Below are 23694 nucleotides of genomic sequence, written 5' to 3'. Positions count from 1 at the left end.
GCGTGAAATCTCCGGTGTTGTGATCTCACAGTGCCCCGTGCCCCGTTCTCTCGATATCCGACGATGCAAGCGCCTTACCTGAACCCGGACTTCCTCGTCCGCCACGAAGGTCTCGATCAGATTACGGAACGGCGAGGGTTCGTGTCCAGTGGGGCACGAAAGGGTCACGGTGCGCCCTTCCCCGAGAACGACGCACCGTGCCGGCTGGATCAGAAGCGGCGAGCGCCCGCGAACGGCATCGAGTCGAGCGAGGCGACGTGCACCGGCGAACCCGAGGTGGCGGCGTGGACGACATTGCCGTCACCGGCGTAGAGGCCCGAGTGACCGCCGCCGTAGAACGACACCAGGTCGCCGGGGCGCAGGTCGCCGAGCGCGACCGGGGTGCCCGCGCCGAGCTGGGCGCCGCTGGTGCGGGGCAGCTCGACGCCCGCCTGGCGGTAGGCCCACTGGACCAGACCCGAGCAGTCGAAGGCGTCCGGGCCCGCGGCACCGTAGACGTAGGGGGAGCCGACCTTGCTCAGCGCGGCATCGAGGGCGATGTCGGCGGCGGTGGCGGTGGGCGCGGTGAACACGTGCGGCGCGGCCGGGGCCTCGATGCCGGGGATGCCCGCCGGGATCGGGATCTCGTTGGGCACCTCGAAGGTGCCGATGCCGGGCACGGTGACGGGCGTCGCCGACGCGGGAGCGGCCGGCAGGAGGAACGCGCCGATGGTGGCAGCGCCGACGGCTCCGGCGGCAACGGCACGCTGCGCCTGACGCTTGACGGTGTTGGTCGCCATGATGCGGTACTTCCAATCTGCCCCACGACGTCCCGTCCGTATGACGGGGCGGACTCCTCGCGCCGAGCCGTTGCGGCCTGGCGGACTCCGTGAGGTCTCGAAAAGGTTACGAACCAATCACGGTGGTTTGTAAAGTCGGACATGCGTCCTGGAAGGGAATTCGTCGATTCGACCGGAACGAACGTGCGACGTGAGTCACACCGAATCACGAAAAGATAACGCCAGGTCGAATTTCTCGAGCGGGCCGACTGCCACCCGGCGCGGCATCGGGTCGGTGTGTCTGTGCGACACGCCGTGAATTCTCAGTGAAGTCCCAGGTTGGGCGAGCGTGGCGCCAAGGCGACCCGCCGGTTGGCATCCAGTCAACACGCCGGGCGCGCCGCCCGCTGTCGCGGTCGGAATCTGGAAACGTCACTTATCCGATCGTTTCGGCGGCAGTAATGCATAACTGCGATATCTGTGATGCCGGTCTCAATTGGGTTTGCTCGCGGTCATTTTGTTCGCATCGGTGCGAAATATTCGCGGCGAATGATCGGCATCGGGTCGGGCACCGGGCTCGCGGACCTGGTCCCGGTGGGTGGGACCGATCTTCGGCCGATTCAGCGAAACCCGTTGGGGCGGTTACGGTACGGTCGAATGTTCGCGGTGCGAAGGGGGAGCGGTGGCCGACGACCAGGTACTCACCGACATGCTGACGATGCTTGACCGCAGTCCGGGGGTGCTCGCGCTGCGCGTGTGCGTCATCGAGCTGCTGATCGAGCGGCAACGGTATGCCGACGCGCTGGCGCATTGTGGTGTCGCACTCGGAGACGAGCCGGGGAACGCGCAGGTCCTGGCCTTGATGACACGGTGCAGTACCGCGTTGAGTGGTGGATCGCCGGAACCGGCGCCCGCCGCCCCGCCCGCTGCCGTGCCGACCGGCTACGACTGGGCGGCCGCCGAGAGCCAGGTCGGCGACATCATCGCCCCCGCCTTCGTCGATGCCCCCACCGAGTTCGTCACCGACGACGACGCGGCCACTCTCGAACGCCCTCGCTTCGGCTTGGCCGATGTGGGTGGCATGGACGAGGTGAAGCGGCAACTCGACCTCACCCTGCTCGGTCCGCTGTGCAATCCCGAACTCGCCAAGGCGTTCGGCACCTCCGCCCGCGGCGGCCTGCTGCTCTACGGCCCGCCCGGCTGCGGCAAGACCTTCATCGCCTCGGCGGTGGCGGGGGAACTCGGCGCCAACTTCTATCCGATCGAGATCGCCGACATCCTCGACATCTACACCGGGTCGAGTGAGCGCAATGTGCACAGCGTCTTCGAGATGGCCCGCCGTAACGCCCCGTGCGTGCTGTTCCTCGACGAGGTGGACGCGCTCGGACACAAGCGCAGCCAGATGCACGGCTCCTCGGCGATGCGCACGGTGGTGAACCAGCTGCTCACCGAGATGGATTCGGCGACCCACAGCAACGAGGGCGTGTTCGTGCTTGGCGCGACGAACCACCCGTGGGACGTGGATGTGGCGCTGCGCAGGCCGGGCCGCTTCGACCGGATGATCTTCGTCGGTCTACCGGACGCGGCCGCGCGCCGGTCGATCCTGCACTACCACTTGCGCGACCGCCCGATCGCCGGCATCGACCTCACTGCCCTCGCCACGCACACCGAGGGCCTGTCCGGCGCCGACCTCGCCCACATCTGCACCTCGGCCACGCAGCTGGCGATGGCGGACTCGATGCGCACGGGCGAGGTGCGTCCCGTCGGCATGCCCGATGTGCGGGCCGCGCTCGCCCAGGTGCGGCCGAGTACCGGTGCCTGGTTCGAATCCGCCCGCAATGTGGTCGAATTCGCCAACGGCGACGGGAGCTATGACGATCTCGCCCGGTACCTGAAGCGCATCAAGCGCTGAACCGGCACCGATGAGCGAACCGCGACTCGACCGGGCCGTCGTACTGGTCGAGTTGGACCGGCTCGAGGCGGCCCGCGCCGAGCTGGCCGCCCTCCTGGCCGTCGAGCCCGACAACGCCGATGCCCACGCACACGTCGCGCACACGTGGCTGAGGTCCGCGGATTTCGCCACCGCGAGCGCGGCGGCACGCACGGCGCTGCGCCACGACCCCGAGCACCTGTTCGCGTGGGTCCTGCTCGCGCTCAGTGAACACGGCTTGTTCGACCGGCTGACCGACACCGATCGGATCGCGGCGCTCGCCCATCAGGACGAGGCGGTGCGCGCGGCGTACACCTGCGTGGACCTGAACCCTTGGGCGGCCGAGTGTCACCGGGTACTCGCGGTCGTGCTGGCGCCCCGGGACCGCGAGGCGGCGCTGGCAGCCGTCGACGTCGGCATCGAACTCGACCCGCAGGAACCCCTCCTCTACATCACGCGTGCCCGCGTGCTGTGGCACGGCGCCGAGGCCGACGCCCAGCGCGCCGCGGCGTTCCGTGCGGCACTCGAGCAGGCGTTGCGGCTGGAACCCGACAATGCCGAGGCCATGTATCTGCTCGGCGCGGACGCCGCGCGGTCGGGCAGGCGGGCGGATGCCGAGCGGTGGTTGTTGCGGGCCGCCGAACTCGAACCGGCCCACGGGCCCGCGGCGCGGGAACTGCTGCGGCAGGTACCCGATCCTTCCGGGTCGTTGCGAGACCCGGCGGTGCGCCGCGAGTACCTCGGCGGTCCGAGCGCCGGCGGTGCCAGACGATCGAGCACAGGCGTGATCGCCGTACTCGTCTTCTTGTTCGTCGTCGGACTGGCCCGCGCTGTGTCGGGAGTCGACACCGACGACGCCTCGACCCGCCCCACCACGACCCTGCGCCCACCGCTCACCAATTACAAGCCGCAGCCGTTGCCCAACTTCCCCGAGTGGAGCCGCTACTTGACGGCTCGTCCCACCCCACCCCTCCCCGCCTGGCCACAGCACGTGCCCCGCTGAACCCGCCACCCTTCACCGAGGCAACCTCCTGGCACGGCGGAGGGATCGCCGCGCAGCGTCGGGACCGCATGGGGCCGCCGACTCGAGCGCGCCAGCGCTCCAACAATCCTGTCGGACCCCTTCCTTACTCTGCTGTCCGTGCCCGACCCTGTACTCCCGGCCGCGCGGCAGCTGGCCTTCGACGAGCTCGATACGCCGTTGTATGCCACCACTTTCGTCGTCGTCGACCTGGAGACCACCGGGACCAGTCCCGACGGTGATGCGATCACCGAGATCGGGGCCGTGAAGGTGCGTGGGGGAGAGGTGTTGGGGGAGTTCGCGACCCTGGTGAATCCGGGGTACGAGATTCCGCCCGCGATCGTGCAGATCACCGGGATCACCACGGCCATGGTGTATGCCGCGCCGCGGATCGAGGCGGTGTTGCCGGGGTTTCTCGAGTTCGCGGCGGGGGCGGTGCTGGTGGCACACAATGCCCGGTTCGACACGGCTTTCCTGAAAGCCGCTGCCGCGCGCCAGGACATTCCGTGGCCGAATCCCCAGGTGCTGTGCACGGTGAAGCTGGCGCGGCGGGTGCTCACTCGCGACGAGGCGCCGTCGGCGCGGCTGGGGGTGCTGGCACAGATCCTCGGTGCGTCGACCACGCCGACGCACCGCGCTCTCGACGACGCCCGCGCCACCGTCGACGTGTTGCACGCGCTGATCGCCCGCGTCGGTAACCAAGGTGTGCAGAGCCTGACGGAGCTGCTCGACTATCTGCCAGGGGTCACCGGAACACAGCGCGCCAAAAGGACATTCGCCAACGATCTCCCTGCCGCGCCGGGTGTGTATCTGTTCCGCGGCCCGTCCGACGAAGCCCTCTATATAGGGACGGCGGTGAATCTGCGCCGCCGCGTGCGCAACTACTTCACCGGTTCGGAGACGCGTGGCCGCATGAAAGAGATGGTGGCGCTGGCACAACGGGTCGACCACGTGGTCTGCGCGCACGGACTCGAAGCCGGTGTTCGCGAACTGCGACTGCTCGCCGCCCACGCCCCGCCTTACAATCGCCGCTCGAAGTTCCCCAAGCGTGGCTGGTGGCTCACTCTCACCGACGAACCCTTCCCGCGCCTGGTCGCCGTTCGCACGCCGACCCGAACTGCTCTCGGCCCGTTCAACTCTCGCGCCGACGCCGTAGATGTCGGCCTGACCATCGCCGAATTCGCGGGTCTGCGCACCTGTGCCACCCGGCTCACCCGCGCCGCGAGACACATGTGCCAACCAGCGATCGTCGGCGGATGCCCGGCCGCCCGCGACGACGGCTCGGATGCCGCCACCTACGCACCCGCCGCCGGTTCGGTTCGCGATCTGCTCACGGGTCGCTCCGACACCCTCCTGCGCGCCATGCTCGAGCGCATCGAAACCTATTCCACGGCAGAGCATTTCGAGGCAGCCGCGCGCCTGCGTGATCGCACCGCCGCCGTGGTCACCAAACTGGCTCGCACGCAACGACTGGCTGCCCTGGCCCGCCTCGCCGAATTGATCATCGCCCTTCCCGACGGCGCGGGTGGCTGGGAATTCTCCGTCATCCGCCACGGCCGCCTCGCCGCCGCGGGCGTCGCCCGCCGCGGCACCCCACCCATGGCTGTCGTAGACCAGATCGTGGCCGCCGCGGAAACGGTCGTGCCCGATCTCGGCGACGCGGCAACGAGCAAGGAGCGCACACCGTCACGAGCAGCGATGCCGATCCCCGGAATCGCCGACGTCTCGGCGACAACCGATCCGTCCGAGCCCACTGCTGAGCCTCCCGCGTCGCCCATCATGGCTCCGTCGCTCGCCGAGTTTGCCGGGTCGCGCGCCGAGCGGCCAGCCATGTTCGCCCACGACGTGCCCCCGCTCCTCGGTGCGCCGCCGGAAGAGGTCGGCGTCATCGCGCGCTGGCTCGCCAAACCCGGCGCCCGGATCGTCCGGACCAGCGACGGGTACTGCGAACCGCTGCACGGTGCCGCCCGCTGGGTCGCCTGGGCGCAGCTGGCCCGGGAGGCGGCGGAAGTACGGTCCGAGCAGGAGCAGTATCTGGCGGAGCGGTGATCGCCCGCCGGGTCGTGGGGAAACCGCAGCAGGCGCGTGTTCTACGCCGAACAGCAGGGGAGGGGCTGGGGTAAACGGTGGTGTTCGGCCGACCTGTCCGAGACGCACCTGGCCCGTCCTGGATCATGGATGGTGGCGTTCACGGTGGAAAGGACTGGTGGCGGTGTTCGTGAAGGTGTGTGGGTTGACCACCGAGGAACAGATCGACTGGGCGGTCGAGCTGGGTTACTCGGCGATCGGCGTCATGGTCACGCCCAAGAGCAAGCGGTACCGCACGCCCGAGCAGGCCCGTGCCCTCGCCGACTACGCGCGCGGTCGCATCACCACCTTCGCGGTCGCGCTGGAACACGCCGAAGTCGCCGAGGTGGCCGACGCCTTCGACGTCGTCCAGCTCTACCGGTGGGCCGACCTGCCGAACCTGGCCTTCTGCTCCTCGACCCCGCCCGCACCCGAGCAGACCAGCGAATACTTCTTCTACGACGCCAGCGCGGGCAGCGGCGTCTTCGAGGAGTTCCCCGACTGGGTGCGCGCCCAGCCGGGACGGGTAGTGCTGGCCGGTGGCCTCGACCCGGACAATGTCGCCGACGTCATCGCCCGCCACCGTCCCTACGGCGTCGACGTGTCGAGTTCGCTGGAAACGGCACCGGGTGTAAAGAGCTACGACCTCATGCGACGGTTCAAAGCGGCCACCGAGCGGCCCGAAGTTCTAGGCTGATTCCATGATTACCGCGATCGTGCTGATCCAGGCCGAGAACTCTCGCATCCCCGAGACCGCACAGGCGCTCGCCGATACCGCAGGAGTCGCCGAGGTGTACTCCTGCGCAGGCGATGTGGACCTGATCGCGATCGTGCGGGTACGCGATCACGAGCGCATCGCCGAGGTCGTCACCGAGGGCATCGACAAGGTCGACGGGGTGGTCCGCACCACCACCCACATCGCCTTCAAGTCCTATTCCAGTGCCGACGTGGAAGCCGGATTCTCCCTGGGGGAGTAGGGCTTTCAGTTGTCGTCGAGGACCTGGGTGAGTTCGGCCCAGGTCTGCAGCAACTTCGCGGACGCGCCGCTGTCCACCGCGGCGGCGGCGCGTTCCATCGCCGCCGAGAGCGCGGCATCCAGGTCGAGATCGACATCGCCCACGCCACGTGACAGGTCGTAGGCGACGATCGCCGCGGCCGAATTCAGCAGCACCGCGTCCCGCACCGGCCCCGGTGTCCCGGCGAAGACCTCCCGCGCGATCCGCGCGTTCTCGGCCGCGTCGCCGCCACGCAACTCGTCGAGATCGACGCGGGGGATGCCGAGCGCGGTCGGGTCGAGCACCGTCTGCTCGACGCGCCCACCGCTGACCACCCACACATCGGTCAGATCCGAGGTGGTGATCTCGTCGAGCCCGTCGCGCCCACGCACCACCAGCGCACTGGCGCTGTACTCGGCGGGGGTCCCCGCGACACCCGGCACCGCGTCGGCGAAGCGGCGTCGCGCGAACACACCCGCGATCACCGGCGCCAGGTCCTCGAACGCGCAGCCGATCAGCCCGGCGCGCGGCTGCGCCGGATTCGTCAGCGGGCCGAGGATATTGAACACGGTCGGAATGCCGATCTCCTTGCGCGCCGCACCGGCGAAACGCAGCCCCGAATGGAACAGCGGTGCGAAGCAGAACCCGATCCCGGCCTCGCGCACCGACCGCGCCACCGACTGCGGGCCGAGCGCCAGCTTCACACCGAGCGCCTCGAGCACATCGGCGCCACCGGCCTTCGACGACGCGGCCCGGTTGCCGTGCTTGACCACCGGCACCCCCGCCGACGCGACGACCACCGAGGACATAGTGGAAATGTTCACCGACCCGGAACGGTCACCGCCGGTGCCGACGATGTCGACCGCGTCCCCGTCGACGTGCACCAGCCGCGCGTGCCCGAGCATCCCCGACACCATGCCCGCCAGCTCGGTGGGGGTGGGGCCCTTGATCTTCATGGCGACGCCGAAGGCCGCGATCTGGGCAGGGGTGGCGTTGTCGGTGAAGATCTCGTCGATCACCCACGCGGTGTCGTCGGAGCCGAGGTCACCCCCGTCGGCGAGTGTCCCGAGTACCTGGGGCCAGCTGCGCACGCTCATCTGCTCTGCATCTCCGTTTCGACGACGGGCGCAACGAGGTTGCGCTTGCGCAACCACTGTGCGCTCGATCGGCAAGTTTAGGCGGCCGGACGTGGCGGCTGCAGCGCGTCCCACCCGTCGGCGACCCCGTCGTGGCGTTGCGCGAGGCCCGCCATCCGCGAACGTTCCTGTGAGATGGTCAGCGGGTCGAGCAGCTGTACCCGTTGCAGCAGCACGGGCACGAGATCGTCGGAGACCCCGCGCACCGCCTCCGCGCGCTCGTATCCGTCGTATCCGGCGATCTCACAGGCCTCGTCGATGCGATCGGCGGGCAGCCGCAGATGGTGCCGCAACACCGCCTGCGCCCCACGATCGAGATCGACGGCCCGGTCGAGCGCCACCGAGGACGCCTCGGTGTCGTCGAAGCTCGACGCGACGACGACCAGATCCTCACGCGTGGGATCGAGCCCACCGGGTTGCCCACCGAAGAGCCGCCGCCACATCCGCACTACGACCATCGTCGCCTCCTCGTCTCAGCCTATCCACATCCAACGCTGTCACAATGAGTTGTCACGCGACGAGTCGCCAACACGCCGACGGTTGCTTCGGACCCCCTCTGTACGTGGGTTTTCCGGTCCGCGCGACAAACTTTCGTACCCGGGTACAGCTGTCGTACTACGAAGAGTCATACTTACCCCGTGACGACCGCAGTAGGCACCCCAGGATCGGCCATTACTCAGCGTGTGCATTCGCTGAACCGGCCCAACATGGTCAGCGTCGGAACCATCATCTGGCTGTCGAGCGAGCTGATGTTCTTCGCCGGGCTCTTCGCCATGTACTTCGTTGCGCGCGCGCAAGCGCACGGCGACTGGCCCCCGGAGCCCACCGAGCTGAACCTCGCGCTGGCTGTCCCGGTGACGGCCGTGCTGATCGCATCGTCGTTCACCTGCCAGATGGGCGTGTTCGCCGCGGAGAAGGGCGACGTGTTCGGCCTGCGCCGCTGGTACACGATCACCCTGCTGATGGGTACCTTCTTCGTGCTCGGCCAGGGCTACGAGTACTACCACCTGGCGCACGAGGGCACGACCATCGCGGGCAGCTCCTACGGCTCGGTCTTCTACATCACCACCGGCTTCCACGGTCTGCACGTGATCGGCGGTCTGATCGCGTTCGTGTTCCTGCTCATCCGCACCACGCTGAGCAAGTTCACCCCCGCTCAGGCCACCGCCGCCATCGTGGTGTCCTACTACTGGCATTTCGTCGACATCGTCTGGATCGGGCTGTTCGCCACGATCTACTTCGTCAGCTAGCCCGCGGGCACACAAGCTTTTGCACAAGTCGGTTCCGTCTACTCCAAAGGGACTACAGATGAGTTCATCTCCCCCGTCGGCCCCCGAGCCCGCAGGCGCCGGTCAGGCTGCCAAGACGCGCAAGCAGCGTCGCGCCCGCCGTCGTATCGCGGGTGCGCTCGCGCTGATGGTCGGCCTCGTCGGAGCCGGCTTCCTGGCGAGCGCGCTCACCCCCGAGCCGCAGATCGCCACCGCGAACGAGGACCAGTCCGCGCTGATCCGTGAGGGCAAGCAGCTCTACGAGACCTCGTGCATCACCTGCCACGGTGCGAACCTGCAGGGTGTGCCCGATCGTGGTCCGAGCCTGATCGGTGTCGGTGAGGCCGCCGTCTACTTCCAGGTCTCCTCCGGCCGTATGCCGATGGTGCGCAACGAGGCCCAGGCCATGCGTAAGCCGGAGAAGTTCGACGCGCATCAGACCGACGCGCTCGGCGCCTACGTCGCCGCCAACGGCGGTGGCCCCTCGGTGATCCGCGACGCCAACGGCGAGATCGCCCAGGAATCGCTGCGCGGCGACGACATCGGCCGCGGTTCGGAACTGTTCCGCATGAACTGCGCGTCCTGCCACAACTTCACCGGTCGCGGTGGCGCGCTGTCCGGCGGTAAGTTCGCGCCGCCGCTCGAGCCGGCCAACGAGCAGCAGATCTACGACGCCATGCTCACCGGCCCGCAGAACATGCCCAAGTTCTCCGACCGGCAGCTGACGCCGGAAGAGAAGCGCGACATCGTCGCCTACGTCAAGAACTCCGCCGAGGAGAAGTCGCCCGGCGGCTGGGATCTCGGCGGTTTCGGTCCGGCGACCGAAGGTCTCGCCATCTGGGTCATCGGCATCACCGCTGTGGTCGGCGCCGCTATGTGGATCGGTTCCCGGACATGATCGGTCAGCGTGCGGAGGCGGTAGCGCAGCGTAACCACGCAGCGCGCCCGAGCATGTCCAATCGGGCACAGCACGTGATCGGGCAGGTCGCGCTCGGCGCGTCGGATAGGACACAGTCATGAGTGGACAGGAGCGAAGCGACATGGGTCGCGAACCCACCGAAGACGAACTGGACGCGATGTCGCGTGACGAGCTCGTCGAACTCGGTACCGCGCGAGACGACGTCGAGGTCGTGTACCGCGGCGAGCGCTGGCCGGTGGCCGGCACCCGGGCGGAGAAGCGCGCCGAGCGGGCCGTCACGTTCTGGTTCGCCGTCTCCGGTCTCGCGGCCGCCGCGCTGATCGGTGTCTTCCTGTTCTGGCCGTGGGAGTGGAAGGGCAAGGGCGACGAGGGCCACGAGGCCTACTCGCTGTTCACCCCGCTCATCGGTCTGACCTTCGGTATCTCGGTGCTGGTCATCGGTATTGCCGTGGTGCTGATCCGCAAGCGGTTCATCCCCGCCGAGATCTCCATCCAGCAGCGCCACGACGGCCCGTCCGACGAGGTCGAGCGCCGTACCCTGGCCGCCGAGCTGCAGGACGCGCTCGAGACCTCGACCCTCGGTCGCCGCAAGATGATGCTCGGCACCGCCGGTGCCGGTGTCGGTGTGCTCGGCCTCGGTGCCGCGATGGTGTTCATCGGCGGCATGATCAAGAACCCGTGGGCGAAGAAGGAAAAGTCGCCGCTGTGGGTGTCGGGCTGGACCCCGGACTACCCGGGCGAGACCGTCTACATCCGCCGCGACACCGGCCGCCCCGACGACATCGTCCTGGTGCGCCCGGAGGATCTCGACGCGGGCGCGATGGAAACCGTCTTCCCCTGGAAAGAGAAGTGGCGCGGCGATTCGCACGCCACCCTGCAGTCGCTGCGCGGCATCCGTAACTCCGTCATGCTGATCCGTCTGCGCACCGAGGACGCCGAGAAGGCGATCAAGCGCAAGGGCCAGGAGAGCTTCAACTACGGCGACTACTTCGCCTACTCGAAGATCTGCACCCACCTCGGCTGCCCGACCTCGCTGTTCGAGCAGCAGACCAACCGGATCCTGTGCCCGTGCCACCAGTCGCAGTTCTCGGCGACCGAGTGGGGTAAGCCGGTCTTCGGTCCGGCCGCCCGCGCGCTGCCTCAGCTGCCGATCACCGTCAACTCCGAGGGCTTCCTGGTCGCCGCGGGCGACTTCATCGAGCCGCTCGGCCCGGCCTTCTGGGAGCGTCGTTCATGAGTGCTGGAGATATGGCCGCTAACCAGGCCAACGAGATGGACGAGCGGTATCGTGCCGCGGCGTTCGTGAAGCGGTCGATCAACAAGGTCTTCCCGACCCACTGGTCGTTCCTGCTCGGTGAGATCGCGCTGTACGCGTTCATCATCCTGCTGCTGTCGGGTATCTACCTGACGCTGTACTTCGACCCGTCGATGGCGCACGTCGTGTACGACGGTGCCTACCAGCCGCTGCGCGGTGTCGGCATGTCGCGGGCCTACGAGACGACGCTGAACATCTCCTTCGAGGTGCGCGGTGGTCTGTTCGTCCGCCAGATCCACCACTGGGCGGCCCTGCTGTTCGCGGCGTCGATCATCATCCACCTGTTCCGCATCTTCTTCACCGGCGCGTTCCGCAAGCCGCGTGAGGCGAACTGGGTGATCGGCTCGCTGCTGCTGATCCTGGCGATGTTCGAAGGCTTCTTCGGTTACTCGCTGCCCGACGACCTGTTGTCCGGTACCGGTCTGCGTGCCGCGTTCTCGGGCATCACCATCGGTATCCCGGTGGTCGGCACCTGGATGCACTGGCTGATCTTCAACGGTGACTTCCCCGGCGACATCATCATCCCGCGCCTCTACATCGCGCACGTGCTGCTGCTGCCCGGCATCATCCTGGCGCTGATCGGTGCCCACGTGGCGCTGGTCTGGTACCAGAAGCACACCCAGTTCCCCGGCCCGGCCCGCACGGAAACGAACGTGGTCGGTGCTCGCATCGTCCCGGTGTTCGCCGCCGACCAGGGCGCGTTCTTCGCCTTCACCCTCGGCATCGTCGGCATCATGGGCGGTGTCCTGCAGATCAACCCGGTGTGGAACCTCGGTCCGTACAACCCGTCGCAGGTGTCGGCGGGTTCACAGCCCGACTTCTACATGATGTGGACCGACGGTATGGCGCGTCTGATGCCTGCCTGGGAGCTCTACCTCGGCCGGTACACGATCCCGGCGGCGTTCTGGGTCGCGCTGGTCATGGGCCTGGTGTTCACGCTGCTGATCGCCTACCCGTGGATCGAGAAGCGCCTCACCAACGACCACACCGCGCATCACAACCTGCTGCAGCGTCCGCGCGACGTGCCGGTGCGCACGGCGATCGGTGCGATGGCCATCGCGTTCTACGTGGTGCTCACGCTGTCGTGCGTCAACGACATCATCGCGCTGAAGTTCGATATCTCGCTGAACGCGACCACCTGGATCGGTCGTATCGGCCTGCTGCTGCTGCCGCCGCTGGCGTACTTCATCACCTACCGGTTCTGCATCGGCCTGCAGCGCAGCGACCGCGCGGTGCTCGAGCACGGCATCGAGACCGGTGTGATCAAGCGTCTGCCGCACGGTGAGTACATCGAGGTGCACCAGCCGCTGGGTGGGGTCGACGCACACGGCCACGCCATCCCGCTGGAGTACCAGGGTGCCCCGGTGCCGAAGAAGATGAACCGCCTCGGTTCGGCGGGCAAGCCGGGTACGGGCAGCTTCCTTCGCCCCGACCCGCGCGCCGAGGGCCAGGCTTGGGCCGAGATCGAGGAGGCCGAGGAGCACAAGATGCTCGGCGCCCTCGCCGAGCACCAGGCTCGCACCGGCAATGGTGACCACAGCGGTCACTGATACCGCGAACAACGAAGGCCCCGCGTCGTTTTCGACTCGGGGCCTTCGTCGTTTTCAGAGGCGCGGCGTGCGGCGGTGGGATTCGATGGCCTCGAACTTGGCCAGGTTGTGGCGGGCGTCGGCCAGGGCGTCGTGCGCGTCGTCGGGGATGGGCGGCAGTTCGGGGCTGCCGTGGGCCACCCAGTGCTGGCGCAGTTCGTTGGTGTAGCGGGGCATGTTCTTGGGCAGGGCGGTCATGTCGCCCCACAGCTGGCACAGCGCCACGTGGTCGTAGGCGCCGACCCAGGCCCACAGCTCCGGATACACACCGGGCCGGGGCAGGAAGAACTTGAACAGGTCGTCGCGGATCTGGGCCCGGGTGCGATACAGCGGCGAACCGGCAGGCGGCAGCTTCGGCAGCACATTGCGGCGCACCCACGGCCCGGCCCGTCCGGCGTCGAATTCGGTGGAGACGGCGTAGTACTCGCGTCCGTCCTCGCAGACGACACCGATCGAGATCAGATCGATCGTCACGCCGTCCTCGACGAATTCCGAATCGTAGAAATATCGCAGGGAGATCGCCTCTTCGTGCCGGTGGGCGCCCGTCCCGTCCGGCGCGACGAGGCAGGCGGACCCACGATGAATTGAGTGAAACCCTATGCGGGCACTTCGCGCGTGGTGCGCAGGGGTCGCTGCCGGGGGTCCCGTCGGCCCGTCGCAGGTACGCCGGATATTCGCCCGCTTCGGTGAGTCCGTATTCTGATCTGGTGACCTGGACCGTCGACGTACCGATTGACCGCCTGCCGGAACTGCCGCCGCTGCCTGACGATCTGCGCAGGCGACTGGACGCCGCTCTGGCTCGCCCCGCCCTGCAGCAGCCGTCCTGGGACGCCGACGAGGCCACCACGATGCGCACCGTGCTCGAGAGCGTGCCGCCGATCTGCCTGCCCGCCGAGGTCGAGGACCTCAAGGCGCAGCTGGCACAGGTGGCGCGTGGCGAGGCCTTCCTGATGCAGGGCGGTGACTGCGCGGAAACCTTCGCCGACAACACCGAACCCCACATCAGGGGCAATATCCGCACCCTGCTGCAGATGGCTGTGGTGCTCACCTACGGCGCGAGCATGCCGGTGGTGAAGGTGGCCCGCATCGCCGGTCAGTACGCCAAGCCGCGCTCGGCCGACATCGACGCGCTCGGCCTGAAGTCCTACCGGGGCGACATGGTCAACTCCCTGGTCGCCGACGAGCAGCTGCGCCGCCACGACCCGTCACGCCTGGTCCGGGCCTATGCCAACGCGAGCGCCGCGATGAACCTGGTCCGTGCCCTCACCAGCGCGGGCACCGCCGACCTGCACCGCCTGCACGACTGGAACCGTGACTTCGTCGCCCAGTCGCCCGCGGGTGCGCGCTACGAGACCCTTGCCGAGGAGATCGACAAGGGTCTGCGGTTCATGGCGGCGTGTCAGGTCAACGACCCGAGCCTCAAGACCGCCCGCATCTACGCCTCGCACGAGGCGCTCGTCCTCGACTACGAGCGCGCGATGCTCCGCCTCAGCGAGAGCGAGACGGGCGAACCACTGCTCTACGACCTCTCGGCGCACTTCCTGTGGATCGGTGAGCGCACCCGTCAGCTCGACGGTGCCCACATCGCCTTCGCCGAGTTGCTGGCCAACCCCATCGGCCTCAAGATCGGCCCGACCACCACCCCCGACCAGGCGGTGGAATACGTCGAGCGGCTCGACCCGAACAACGAACCCGGCCGGCTCACCCTGGTGGCGCGCATGGGCAACGGCAAGGTGCGCGATGTGCTGCCGCCGATCATCGAGAAGGTGCAGGCCACCGGCCACCAGGTGATCTGGCAGTGCGACCCGATGCACGGCAACACCCACGAGTCGTCCACCGGGTTCAAGACCCGCCACTTCGATCGCATCGTCGACGAGGTGCAGGGGTTCTTCGAGGTCCACCACGCGCTCGGCACCCATCCTGGCGGCATGCATATCGAGCTGACCGGTGAGAACGTCACCGAATGCCTGGGTGGTGCGCAGGACATCTCCGATCTGGATCTCGGCGGTCGGTACGAGACTGCCTGCGATCCTCGGCTCAATACTCAGCAGTCGCTGGAACTGTCGTTCCTGGTGGCGGAGATGCTGCGCTGAGCTGGTTTCGGTAGAGCCCGGTCAGCGGTTACCGCCGCGGCCGGGCTTTTCCTTGTCGTCGTCCTTGTCGGGCTTTTCGTCTTTTTCCGGGGCGCGATCTCTTCAAGGTAGGGCGGTCAGCGATACGACGCTGCCCGCCTCCACGTTCGTGTTGATGCCGGGGACCTGGCCGATCACCAGGGAGCTGTCGGAGTCGGTGAGGGATTTGACCTCTACGCGCAGGCCTAGTTGCTGGAGTTTGGCGCGGGCGTTGCCGACGTTCTGACCCATCACGTTGGGGACCTTGATCGCGTTGGAGACGAGCAGGGTGACGCTGTCGCCGGACTGCAGGGTGGTGCCGACGGCGGGGTCGGTGCCGATGGCCTTGTCGGCCTCGATGCTCTTGTCGAACTGCACCTTCACCTCGCGGACGGTGAGTCCGGCCTTGGTGAGCGCCTGGGTGGCTTCCTCGGTGGTCTTGCCGCGCACATCGGGCACGTTCACGGGCTGGGAGCCCTTGCTGCGGTACACCTTCACCTGCGCGCCCATCGGCAGCACGGTGCCGGGGGCGGGCTCGACCCTGGCCAGTGAGCCCTTGGGGGCGGTGCTGGCCGCTTCGCCGCTGTCGATGGGTTGCAGGCCCATGTCGCGGATGGCGGCGTTCACGGCACTGATCTGGTCGCCCGGCTTGATGTCCTCGGGGACGCGCGGTTTGCCGTTGGAGATCAGCACGGCGATGGTGGAGCTCTTGGTGACCCGTGAGCCCGCCGACGGGTCGGTGCCGACCACGCCGCCCACCGGGATCGTGTCGGACGCCTTCTGCCGCAGTACGGTCTCGAATCCGGCCTGTTCCAGCACGGCGACGGCCCGCTCGCTGTCCATGCCCGCGATCGGCGGCACGGCCGTGTAACGGCCGACGCCGAGCCACCAGCCACCGATGCCGACCAGCAGCGTCAGCGCGGTGACGATACCCACCCACACCAGGCCGGTGCGGCGGGTATGGGTCTCGGCCGGGACGAACGGATTGTGCAGGGGCGCGGGCGGGTTGGCGTGCTCGTCGAGCCGCGGCCGTTGCGCGGTGACCACCCGGGTGTGCTGCGGCTGGGCGACCGGACGCGGCGGTGCGGGTTCATGCGGGGGCGCAACAGGATTCGCCGCGGCCACGGGTGCGCGAAAGGCCTCGCTGAGATGCTCGGCCGAATCACGGGGTGCCGGAACGCGATACGGCGGCAGGTTCAAGGTCATCGCGACGGCCTGCAGGTTGGCCGCCATCTGGTTGGCGTCGGCGAAGCGCTTCGCGGGGTCGCGGGAGGTGGCCTCGGCGACGAGGGCGTCGAATTCGGCGGGCACACCGTCGATGAACTGACTCGGCGCCGGTACGTCGTTCTCCACGCGCTGGTACGCCACCGACAGCGAATTGTCACCGGTGAACGGCACGCGGCCGGTGAGCAGTTCGAAGATCAGGATGCCGAAGGAGTACACGTCCGAGCGCGCGTCGGCGGTGCCGGTGGTGACCTGCTCCGGCGACAGGTAGGCGGCGGTGCCGAGGATCACGCTGGCGGAGGTGGTGTTGGCGGCGGCCACGGCGCGGACCAAGCCGAAGTCGGCGATCTTCACCTCGCCCGCGTCGGAGATCAGCACGTTCTCCGGCTTGATGTCGCGGTGCACCAGGCCGGCGTCGTGCGCGGTGCCGATGGCGCGCAGCACCGGTTCGGCGACGGCCCGCACGGCGTGCGGCGGCATCGGGCCGCGTTCGCGCAGCAGCTCACGCAGGGTGCCGCCCTCGACCAATTCCATGATGAGGAAGGGGTATTCGCCGTCGACACCCTGGTCGTACACCGCGACGAGCGACGGGTGCTTGAGTTTGGCCACCGCGCGCGCCTCGAACTCGAAGCGGCTCAGGAACTGTGGGTCGCTCGCGAACTTGGGGTCCATCACCTTGATGGCGACGGGACGGTCGAGCCGGGTGTCGGTTCCGCGGAACACCATCGACATTCCGCCGCGCGCGATCGGCGCGTCGATGCGATAGCGCCCTTCCAGCATCTGGCCGATCACAGGTTCCTCCGGCGTACGACAAACTGGCCACGGTGGTGCGGCCCCCACGATCGTAACCGGGTGCGACGGCATGCCCGCCGATGGATGCGCCGCGTCACGTACTACCGTTGTGCGGGTGAGTGCCTTTCCCTGCAGCGACGACGTGCTGCCCGACACCGAAACCCTCGTCTCCCTGCCCGAGGCCGCCGACATACTCGCCGTCCCGGTGACCGCGGTGCACCAGATGCTGCGCGATCACCAGCTCATCGCGGTGCGCCGGGGCGGTGTCGTCGGCATTCCGTCCCGCTTCTTCGACGACAACGACGAGATCGTCCGCATGCTGCCCGGCCTGATCACGGTGATGCGCGACGGCAAGTACAGCGACGAGGACATCCTCCGCTGGATCTACACCGAAGACGACTCCCTGCCCGGCCGCCCGGTCGACGCCCTGCACGGCCCGCTGGCCCGCGAGGTCATCCGCCGCGCCGCCGCAGAGCCTTTCTGAGGACCTGCCGCCGACGGGCGCGTGTCGTGAGCAGGCTGAGCGGAGCGTGCGCGGCGGACAGGTGCGAATCGTCGAGGGCAAAGAATCAGCCCTGACGACCGCGGCGGGCGGTGATGAACGGCCGATTCAGGATCGGTGCACCGGCTGAGCAAGCCGATCGGGGAGTTGCTCGCCGAGTCGCGCATCGTCGGGCTCGCCACATCAGCCTGTCTCCCGGCGGACCGGATGTTCAGTGCGCCCTTGCCCGGCTTCGGCTTCGTGGTGGTTACCTCGCGCGGGAGCGGAGTCCCGGCCCGTGGCGGCGCTGAGTCGCGAAACCCTTGGCGGCGACCACGATTCGGCGGTGGTTGGGAACCGTCGCACGGGTGGTGAAGACCTGGTAGTCGGCTGCTTCGATCTGGTCGAGGATCTCGGCGTAGAGCACGGCGGCGGTTCGGATCGCCGGACGGACCCGGGGAGCCAGCAGGTCGATGCCGGGGACCGCGCGGCGGTAGATGTCGCGGTTGACGGCGATCAGATGGGCCAAAGCGCGTCGCGTCGGCTGATCGGTTCGCCCGGCCGTCCGGCACGCGCGCAGTCGCGCCTCGTCGACACCGAACGCGGCCAGTTCGTCGGCGGGCAGGTAGATGCGGTCGCGATCGAGGTCTTCGGCCACATCACGCAGGAAGTTCGTGACCTGGAACGCCTCGCCCAACGCGGCGGCAGCGGGTTGGGCCTCGGCCACCGGGACCACGGTGCCGAGCACCGGCAGCAACTGCAGACCGATGGCGGCGGCCGACCCACGCATGTACTCGGCCAACTCGGCCATGCTCGCGTAGCGCCTGCGGTGCACGGTCGTGCCGGGGACATCCATGCGCATGGCATCGAGGAACGTCCAGATGTGGTCGTGCGCGATGCCGTAGCGGGCGATGGTGTCGGCCGTCGCGGTGATGATCTGGCGGCGCCGCAGGTCGGCGGTGTCGAGGTCGCCCTGCTCGATGGCCAGCCGGAGCTGCTTCTCGACCAGATCGAGGTGCTGAGCGGGGGAGATGCCGTCGCTGTCGTGGGCAAGGCGGCGATCAGGACCATGTGCGCCTGGGGTGGCGCTGGACGGGAGCGCTTGTGGCCGGTCGGCCGGGTCAAGGATCCACGCGGGGTCGTCGGCGTGGTCGACGATGTCGTCCACCATCCGCGCGAACGCGTACAGCGCGTGCACGGCCCGGCGCCGCTCCGGGCTCAGTAACGCCGTGGCGAGGAAATAGGTGCGTCCGTGCTCGGCGGCGATGCGGCGACAGGTCGCGTAGGCGTCGTCCAGCGCGGTGGGAACACTCATGCCGCGACGGGCGGTGCATGTTCCTTGGCTATCGCGCGGGAACTCGCCGAACGCAGGTGCAGCGGGTCGACGTGGCGCAGCGACACGGCGGCCACCACGGCGGCGAACGTCGCCAGCGCCACGTGCCAGAAGTTGTAGAGGCCGATCGAGCCGTCCGGCTGGAACACCAGCATCAGCCAGGTGCAGATACCGACCAGCCACTGCAGGGTCACCGTCGACATCGCGAAACCGGCGGCCAGCGCAAGCGGCCACGAGTAGTACCAGGGCAGGGCGGCGGGGGAGAGCAGCACGATCGCCACGAACGCGACGATGATGCCCATCACGGCCTCGCGCTCGCTGTGGCGGAACCGCCACCAGGTCGCCACGAGCAGGACGACCAGCGCGACCTTGCACAGTTCGCGGGTGACGGACAGGACCGAATCCAGCGACCACGGCGTCACCCAGGTGACCATGTGGGCGAGGATCGTCGGCAGCGACAGCCAGTTGATGATCTTGTTCGAGCCCTGCAACGCGGTCACCCAGCCGAAGCCCACCCCGGCGATCACCGAGGCCGCACCGAAGACCAGTGCGAAGACGCCGATGCCGATGCCGGCGATCTTGGTGAACACGAGCAGTGGGTGCGGCATGTCGGCCGATGGCCGAGCCGCGTCGGGATGCTTCAGTTCCTCGGCGAGACCGGCATCGGAGTCGGCGCGGGCCCGGCGTTCGGCCGCCCGCCGTTCCTTCTCGTGCAGGATCCAGATCCACACCAGGAACGGCAACGCCACGCCTGCCGTCGCCTTGATCGCGACGCCGATGGCCACCACGACGATGCCCGCCACATGATGACGCTCGAGCACGAGCGCGATACCCGCGCACATCAGCCCGACCATCAGCATCTCGTTGTGCACGCCGCCGATGAGGTGCACGAGCACCAGCGGATTGAGTACCGCCAGCCACAGCGCCACGGTCGGTTTGCCGCCGAGATGCTTGGTCAGATAGGGCACCGCCCACACCATCAGTGCCAGGCCGGGCAGCATGACGAAGCGCAGCGCGATGGTTCCGGCGATCACATTGTCACCGGTGAGCGTGGTGATCGCGCGGCCCATCAGCAGGAACACCGGCCCGTACGGCGCGGTGGTTGTGGTCCACACGGGGCTCACATTGTCCAGCAGCACACCGGGATTGGCGACGGGACCCACCTGGTAGGGGTCGAAACCGTCGCGAAGGAGAGCACCCTGGGCGAGATAGGAGTAGGCGTCGCGGCTGAACATCGGGGCCGCGAAAAGCAGTGGGGTGATCCAGATTCCGACGATCACCCGCAGCTCGTTGAGCGTGACCTTCGGTTCACCGTTGCCGATGAGCGTGCGGCCAAGGCGCACCCACGCGGTGATCATCAGCAGCACACCGGCCCAGATGACGATCATCGACAGGGCATAGCCGTGGCCGAATCGCAGCCACGACAGGTGCAGCGCCTCGAGCAGCGGATCGCGTTTGCGGACGGCGCCCGCACCGAAACCGCCGAAGGTGATCATGATGGCGCCGAAGAATCCCATGAAGGCCGCGTGACCTTCGGGACTCCGGGCGAAATCGCCGACAGTGCGCAGCCGCGACCGGACGCCGGGATCGGTCCCGGCGGGCAGATGGCGCTGCGGTTCGAGGGTGCGCGTGGTGTCCATGGGGCCTACGGTCGTCTCGGGGGGCGGCATCTTCGGTCGGTCCCCCCGGATGGTCGGCGGTCGCAACCGCGAGCTGATAAGTCGGCCGTCAGTTTACGGCTTCAGTTCCGAACACTAACCCGGTGGTCGCTACCGGTGTGCGCCCGGCTGCCGGTGATTCGCGCCGCCGCCAGTTCGCCCGACAGCAGCGTGGTGGGCACACCGACCCCCGGAGTAGTACCGCAACCTGCGAGAACGACATTGTCTACGCCCCTTGGCAGGTTGCGTGGACGCAGCGGTCCGGTCTGCCGGAAAAGGTGCGCCACCGAGAACGGCGTGCCCGCGATCATGCCCTGGGCCGCCCAGGTCGCCGGTGTGTCGAGGTGATCGACGCGGAAATACTCACCGATGCCGCTGTAACCGCGCTGCTCGAGCGTCGCGAGCAGTTCGCGCAGGTAGGCCGGGCCGATGCGGTCCCAGTCCAGCGGCGCCGAGGTCAGGTTGGGGCACGGCGCGAGTAGCGAGAGCGGCTCCCAGCGGCCGTCGGCGCGGTCGACGAACTGGCCCGCGTCGGTGAGCGCGGGGCGGGTGAGCAGCAGCGACGGGTCGCTCATCAGTTTGCCCCGGCCCTTGCCCGCGGCGATCTCGCGGAAGGTCTGCTCCCAGGCGGCCCCGAACTCGATCGTGTGATGGGCCTGCACCGGCCACCGCGCGGCAACCTCGGCGGGCACGGTGCCGTGCGCGACGACGGCCGACGGCGAGGCCCGCAGCCCACGCCGGTTGCGCAGCCCGAAGCGGCGGATCGAGCCGAGGTCGGCGGTGATGACCACCGCGTCGCAGGCGACGTTTCGCCCGTCGACCGTGCGGACGGCCTCGGCGTGGCGGGCACCGGGTGACGCGGTGCCCTTGCGGGTCGCGTACTCGATGCCGGTGACCTCGGTGCCGAGCTCGAGGCGCCCGCCGGCGGCGGTGAAGGCCTCGGCCAGCGCGGTGGTGACGGCCCGCATTCCGCCCTCGGGGAAGTACACCCCGAGGCAGGTGTCCATGTTCGGGATGGCGCCGTAGACGGCGAGGGCCTGGTCCGGTGCCGTCCCCGCGTAGAGCGCCTGGAAGGTGAAAAGCCTGGTCAGTCGCTCGTCGCGGAGGTACGAGCGCACCCGCGGCCCGAGTTTGCCGAGCCCGCCGAGGCGCACCACCCGGGCCAGCGCCGACCGGGCGGCCGGTGTGCGGACCATGTCGAGAGGCGAATCGAAATCGGCGTTCATGAATTCGTCGAACTCGGCCTCGTACATCCGGCCGAGCCAATCGCGCAGACGCCGATAGCCACGTGCCTCGCGGGGACCGCACGCGCGGGTCACCTCGGCCGCCATCTGTTCGGCGTCGTCGAAGACCCGGATGTCGCTGCCGTCGGCGAAGCGCGCGTGATAGGCCGGAGCCAGGCGATGGATGCGCAGCCCGACGTCCTCCCGGGTCTGCCCGACCGCCGCGAGGGCGTTGTCGATCGTCTCGGGCAGCGTGAGCACCGTTGCGCCGCTGTCGATCTCGTAGTCGGCGAAGCGGTAACGGCCCACCCGCCCACCGGGGTGATCGGCGCGCTCGAGCACGGTCACCTCGAGCCCGGCACCCCGCAGATGCAGCGCGGCGCCGAGCCCGGCCAACCCGGCCCCCACGACGACGACATGATTCGCTTGTCCCACAACAGTTTTCACAACGTCCTCAGGCGGTACGGCGAGTGGCGGCCAACGCCATATCGTGCAACAGATGCTTGGCGGCGGGGGTGGCGGCGCTGTGCGCGATCGCGGCCAGACCCGTTTCGGTGAGCTCGGTGATGCGGCGCTCCACGTCGTCGACGGCGCCCAGGTCGATCAGTACCGCGCGCAACCGGTCGACGGCCTCGTCGTCGAGGTCGGTGCCGAGCCCGGTGCGGATCAGCGCGGCCGACTCCGGATCGGCGCGGCGCAGCGCCTCGGCGATGAGCACGGTGCGCTTGCCCTCGCGCAGATCGTCGCCCGACGGTTTGCCGGTGACAGCCGGATCGCCGAACACCCCGAGCAGGTCGTCGCGCAGCTGGAACGCGATACCCACATCCGTTCCATAGGTGCGCAAGGCCGCGACCAGGGCGTCGTCGGCGCCGGCCAGTGCGGCACCCAGGTGCAGCGGCCGTTCGATGGTGTAGGCGGCGGTCTTGTAGCGGTTGATGCGCAGCGCGGCCTCGACCGACTCGTCGCCGCCGGCCTCGCCGTTGATGTCGAGCAGTTGCCCGCCGAGCACTTCGGTGCGCATGCGCGCCCATACCGGGGCGAACCGGGCGAAGGACGCGGTGTCGAGTCCGGCCGCGTTCACCAGGTCGTCGGCCCAGGCCAGGGCCAGATCGCCGATCAGAATGGCGACCGCCGACCCGTATGCCTCGCCGTCACCGGACCAACCGGCCGTGCGGTGCCGATCGGTGAAGTCGATGTGCACCGTGGGGAAGCCACGCCGGGTGCGGGAGGAGTCGATGATGTCGTCGTGCACCAGCGCGCAGGCCTGCACCAGTTCCAGTGCGGCACACGCGGTGAGCACCGAGGCCGCCTCGGGGGCGGACGGGTCGCCACCGGCGCCGAGCCAGCCGGTCCAGGCGAAGCCCGGCCTGGTGCGTTTACCGCCGCGCACCACGAACTGTTCCAGCGCCTCGGCCGCGTCGACGAACACCGGACCGAGGGGTTCGACGATCTCGCGGCGGCTCGCGAAGAACTCCGTGAGCACCTGTTCGACCGCCGCGACGAAGGCCGGTGTGCCGGGGGTGAGCGCGACTAGGTCGACCGAGGTCAGCACGTCGGCGGCGGACCGGGAGAGCGGGGTACCGATTCCGGCGGACAGGGCGGCCTCCAAATGGCGAGCGTCAGGATCCGATGACGCACCCTCGCGGTGCGTGCACAGCGTCGTCTCGACGATACGCGGGCCGCGCGGAGCGTCAGCGGGCGCACAGGGCCGCTGCGACCGATCCCACACCCGGCGTTTCCTCGGGTCCGGGGCTCCTCGGTCCGTGTGTCCATCCGGCTTGACATTCTCCGCTCCGAACAGGGGATTTCCCCTCGGCGGGTGCTGCGGCCTGCGGGGTTGTGCCCGGCGGGGACGTGCCGTGACCGGTATCGGA

At 68.7% G+C, this 23694-nt stretch carries 20 protein-coding genes; 11 read left to right on the top strand and 9 right to left on the bottom strand.

Annotated elements, in window-relative coordinates; translation table 11 throughout:
- Positions 1–209: 209 nt before the first annotated feature.
- Positions 210–779 carry a C40 family peptidase gene (locus tag NCO8_RS25720; RefSeq protein WP_067497378.1) on the bottom strand — a complete coding sequence of 190 codons (570 nt, stop codon included), beginning with the start codon at positions 777–779 and terminating at the stop codon, positions 210–212.
- Positions 780–1440: 661 nt separating this feature from the next.
- Here NCO8_RS25720 and NCO8_RS25715 point away from each other — a divergent pair.
- The 5 genes from NCO8_RS25715 (at position 1441) to NCO8_RS25695 (ending at position 6753) form a co-directional block, all read left to right on the top strand.
- Positions 1441–2670: an ATP-binding protein gene (locus NCO8_RS25715; protein ID WP_067642969.1), complete on the top strand. Its 1230-nt coding sequence runs from the start codon at positions 1441–1443 to the stop codon at positions 2668–2670.
- 10 nt (positions 2671–2680) lie between these two features.
- Positions 2681–3691, top strand: a complete 1011-nt coding sequence (locus NCO8_RS25710; protein WP_067642966.1) for a tetratricopeptide repeat protein — start codon at positions 2681–2683, stop codon at positions 3689–3691.
- A 132-nt stretch (positions 3692–3823) separates the two neighbouring features.
- The gene (locus NCO8_RS25705; protein WP_210740858.1) at positions 3824–5758 is read left to right on the top strand and encodes a DEDD exonuclease domain-containing protein; all 1935 of its coding nucleotides are present in this window, start codon (positions 3824–3826) and stop codon (positions 5756–5758) included.
- A gap of 184 nt (positions 5759–5942) precedes the next feature.
- Positions 5943–6473, top strand: a complete 531-nt coding sequence (gene trpF, locus NCO8_RS25700; RefSeq protein WP_157105098.1) for a phosphoribosylanthranilate isomerase — start codon at positions 5943–5945, stop codon at positions 6471–6473.
- Positions 6474–6477: 4 nt separating this feature from the next.
- Positions 6478–6753: an Lrp/AsnC family transcriptional regulator gene (locus tag NCO8_RS25695; protein ID WP_067497390.1), complete on the top strand. Its 276-nt coding sequence runs from the start codon at positions 6478–6480 to the stop codon at positions 6751–6753.
- A gap of 5 nt (positions 6754–6758) precedes the next feature.
- On the opposite strand, the gene trpD is transcribed toward NCO8_RS25695, so the two are convergent.
- The gene (gene trpD / locus NCO8_RS25690) at positions 6759–7868 is read right to left on the bottom strand and encodes an anthranilate phosphoribosyltransferase (protein ID WP_157105097.1); all 1110 of its coding nucleotides are present in this window, start codon (positions 7866–7868) and stop codon (positions 6759–6761) included.
- A gap of 77 nt (positions 7869–7945) precedes the next feature.
- Entirely contained in the window at positions 7946–8365 is a 420-nt protein-coding gene (locus NCO8_RS25685) for a hypothetical protein (RefSeq protein WP_067642957.1), read from the bottom strand.
- A 180-nt stretch (positions 8366–8545) separates the two neighbouring features.
- On the opposite strand from NCO8_RS25685, the gene ctaE reads away from it, so the two are divergent.
- The 4 genes from ctaE to qcrB all read left to right on the top strand — a co-directional run bounded on the left by ctaE (position 8546) and on the right by qcrB (position 12959).
- On the top strand, positions 8546–9157 hold the full coding sequence (gene ctaE, locus NCO8_RS25680) for an aa3-type cytochrome oxidase subunit III (protein ID WP_067642954.1): 612 nt from the start codon (positions 8546–8548) through the stop codon (positions 9155–9157).
- Positions 9158–9215: 58 nt separating this feature from the next.
- Positions 9216–10073 (top strand): cytochrome bc1 complex diheme cytochrome c subunit, encoded by an 858-nt coding sequence (qcrC, locus tag NCO8_RS25675; RefSeq protein WP_084457473.1) that lies wholly within the window; start codon positions 9216–9218, stop codon positions 10071–10073.
- Between the two features lie 118 nt (positions 10074–10191).
- The gene (qcrA, locus tag NCO8_RS25670; protein WP_067642948.1) at positions 10192–11331 is read left to right on the top strand and encodes a cytochrome bc1 complex Rieske iron-sulfur subunit; all 1140 of its coding nucleotides are present in this window, start codon (positions 10192–10194) and stop codon (positions 11329–11331) included.
- Positions 11328–12959, top strand: a complete 1632-nt coding sequence (gene qcrB / locus NCO8_RS25665; RefSeq protein ID WP_067642945.1) for a cytochrome bc1 complex cytochrome b subunit — start codon at positions 11328–11330, stop codon at positions 12957–12959. Before qcrA ends, qcrB begins: the two co-directional genes overlap by 4 nt.
- Before the next feature lie 54 nt (positions 12960–13013).
- On the opposite strand, the gene NCO8_RS25660 is transcribed toward qcrB, so the two are convergent.
- Positions 13014–13511, bottom strand: coding sequence for a polyadenylate-specific 3'-exoribonuclease AS (locus NCO8_RS25660; protein WP_067642942.1), 498 nt, complete (start codon positions 13509–13511; stop codon positions 13014–13016).
- A 194-nt stretch (positions 13512–13705) separates the two neighbouring features.
- On the opposite strand from NCO8_RS25660, the gene NCO8_RS25655 reads away from it, so the two are divergent.
- Positions 13706–15091: a class II 3-deoxy-7-phosphoheptulonate synthase gene (locus tag NCO8_RS25655; RefSeq protein WP_067497414.1), complete on the top strand. Its 1386-nt coding sequence runs from the start codon at positions 13706–13708 to the stop codon at positions 15089–15091.
- 102 nt (positions 15092–15193) lie between these two features.
- Here NCO8_RS25655 and pknB read toward each other — a convergent pair whose 3' ends face one another.
- Positions 15194–17113 carry a Stk1 family PASTA domain-containing Ser/Thr kinase gene (gene pknB / locus NCO8_RS25650; protein ID WP_067643290.1) on the bottom strand — a complete coding sequence of 640 codons (1920 nt, stop codon included), beginning with the start codon at positions 17111–17113 and terminating at the stop codon, positions 15194–15196.
- A gap of 127 nt (positions 17114–17240) precedes the next feature.
- On the opposite strand from pknB, the gene NCO8_RS25645 reads away from it, so the two are divergent.
- Positions 17241–17609 (top strand): Rv2175c family DNA-binding protein, encoded by a 369-nt coding sequence (locus tag NCO8_RS25645; RefSeq protein ID WP_067643287.1) that lies wholly within the window; start codon positions 17241–17243, stop codon positions 17607–17609.
- 265 nt (positions 17610–17874) lie between these two features.
- Here NCO8_RS25645 and NCO8_RS25640 read toward each other — a convergent pair whose 3' ends face one another.
- From NCO8_RS25640 to NCO8_RS25625, 4 genes are all read right to left on the bottom strand, one after another.
- On the bottom strand, positions 17875–18921 hold the full coding sequence (locus NCO8_RS25640; RefSeq protein WP_067642939.1) for a phytoene/squalene synthase family protein: 1047 nt from the start codon (positions 18919–18921) through the stop codon (positions 17875–17877).
- The gene (locus tag NCO8_RS25635; protein WP_067642936.1) at positions 18918–20579 is read right to left on the bottom strand and encodes an alpha-(1->6)-mannopyranosyltransferase A; all 1662 of its coding nucleotides are present in this window, start codon (positions 20577–20579) and stop codon (positions 18918–18920) included. Before NCO8_RS25635 ends, NCO8_RS25640 begins: the two co-directional genes overlap by 4 nt.
- A gap of 101 nt (positions 20580–20680) precedes the next feature.
- Positions 20681–22267, bottom strand: a complete 1587-nt coding sequence (gene crtI / locus NCO8_RS25630; RefSeq protein ID WP_067642933.1) for a phytoene desaturase family protein — start codon at positions 22265–22267, stop codon at positions 20681–20683.
- Positions 22268–22274: 7 nt separating this feature from the next.
- The gene (locus NCO8_RS25625) at positions 22275–23429 is read right to left on the bottom strand and encodes a polyprenyl synthetase family protein (RefSeq protein ID WP_084457471.1); all 1155 of its coding nucleotides are present in this window, start codon (positions 23427–23429) and stop codon (positions 22275–22277) included.
- Between the last annotated feature and the right edge of the window lie 265 nt (positions 23430–23694).

The sequence above is a fragment of the Nocardia coubleae NBRC 108252 genome (assembly GCF_001612805.1).
Taxonomy (GTDB): Bacteria; Actinomycetota; Actinomycetes; order Mycobacteriales; family Mycobacteriaceae; genus Nocardia; species Nocardia coubleae.
The sequence above is the reverse complement of the archived record's forward strand: the minus strand, read 5'-3'. Positions and strand labels throughout refer to the sequence as shown.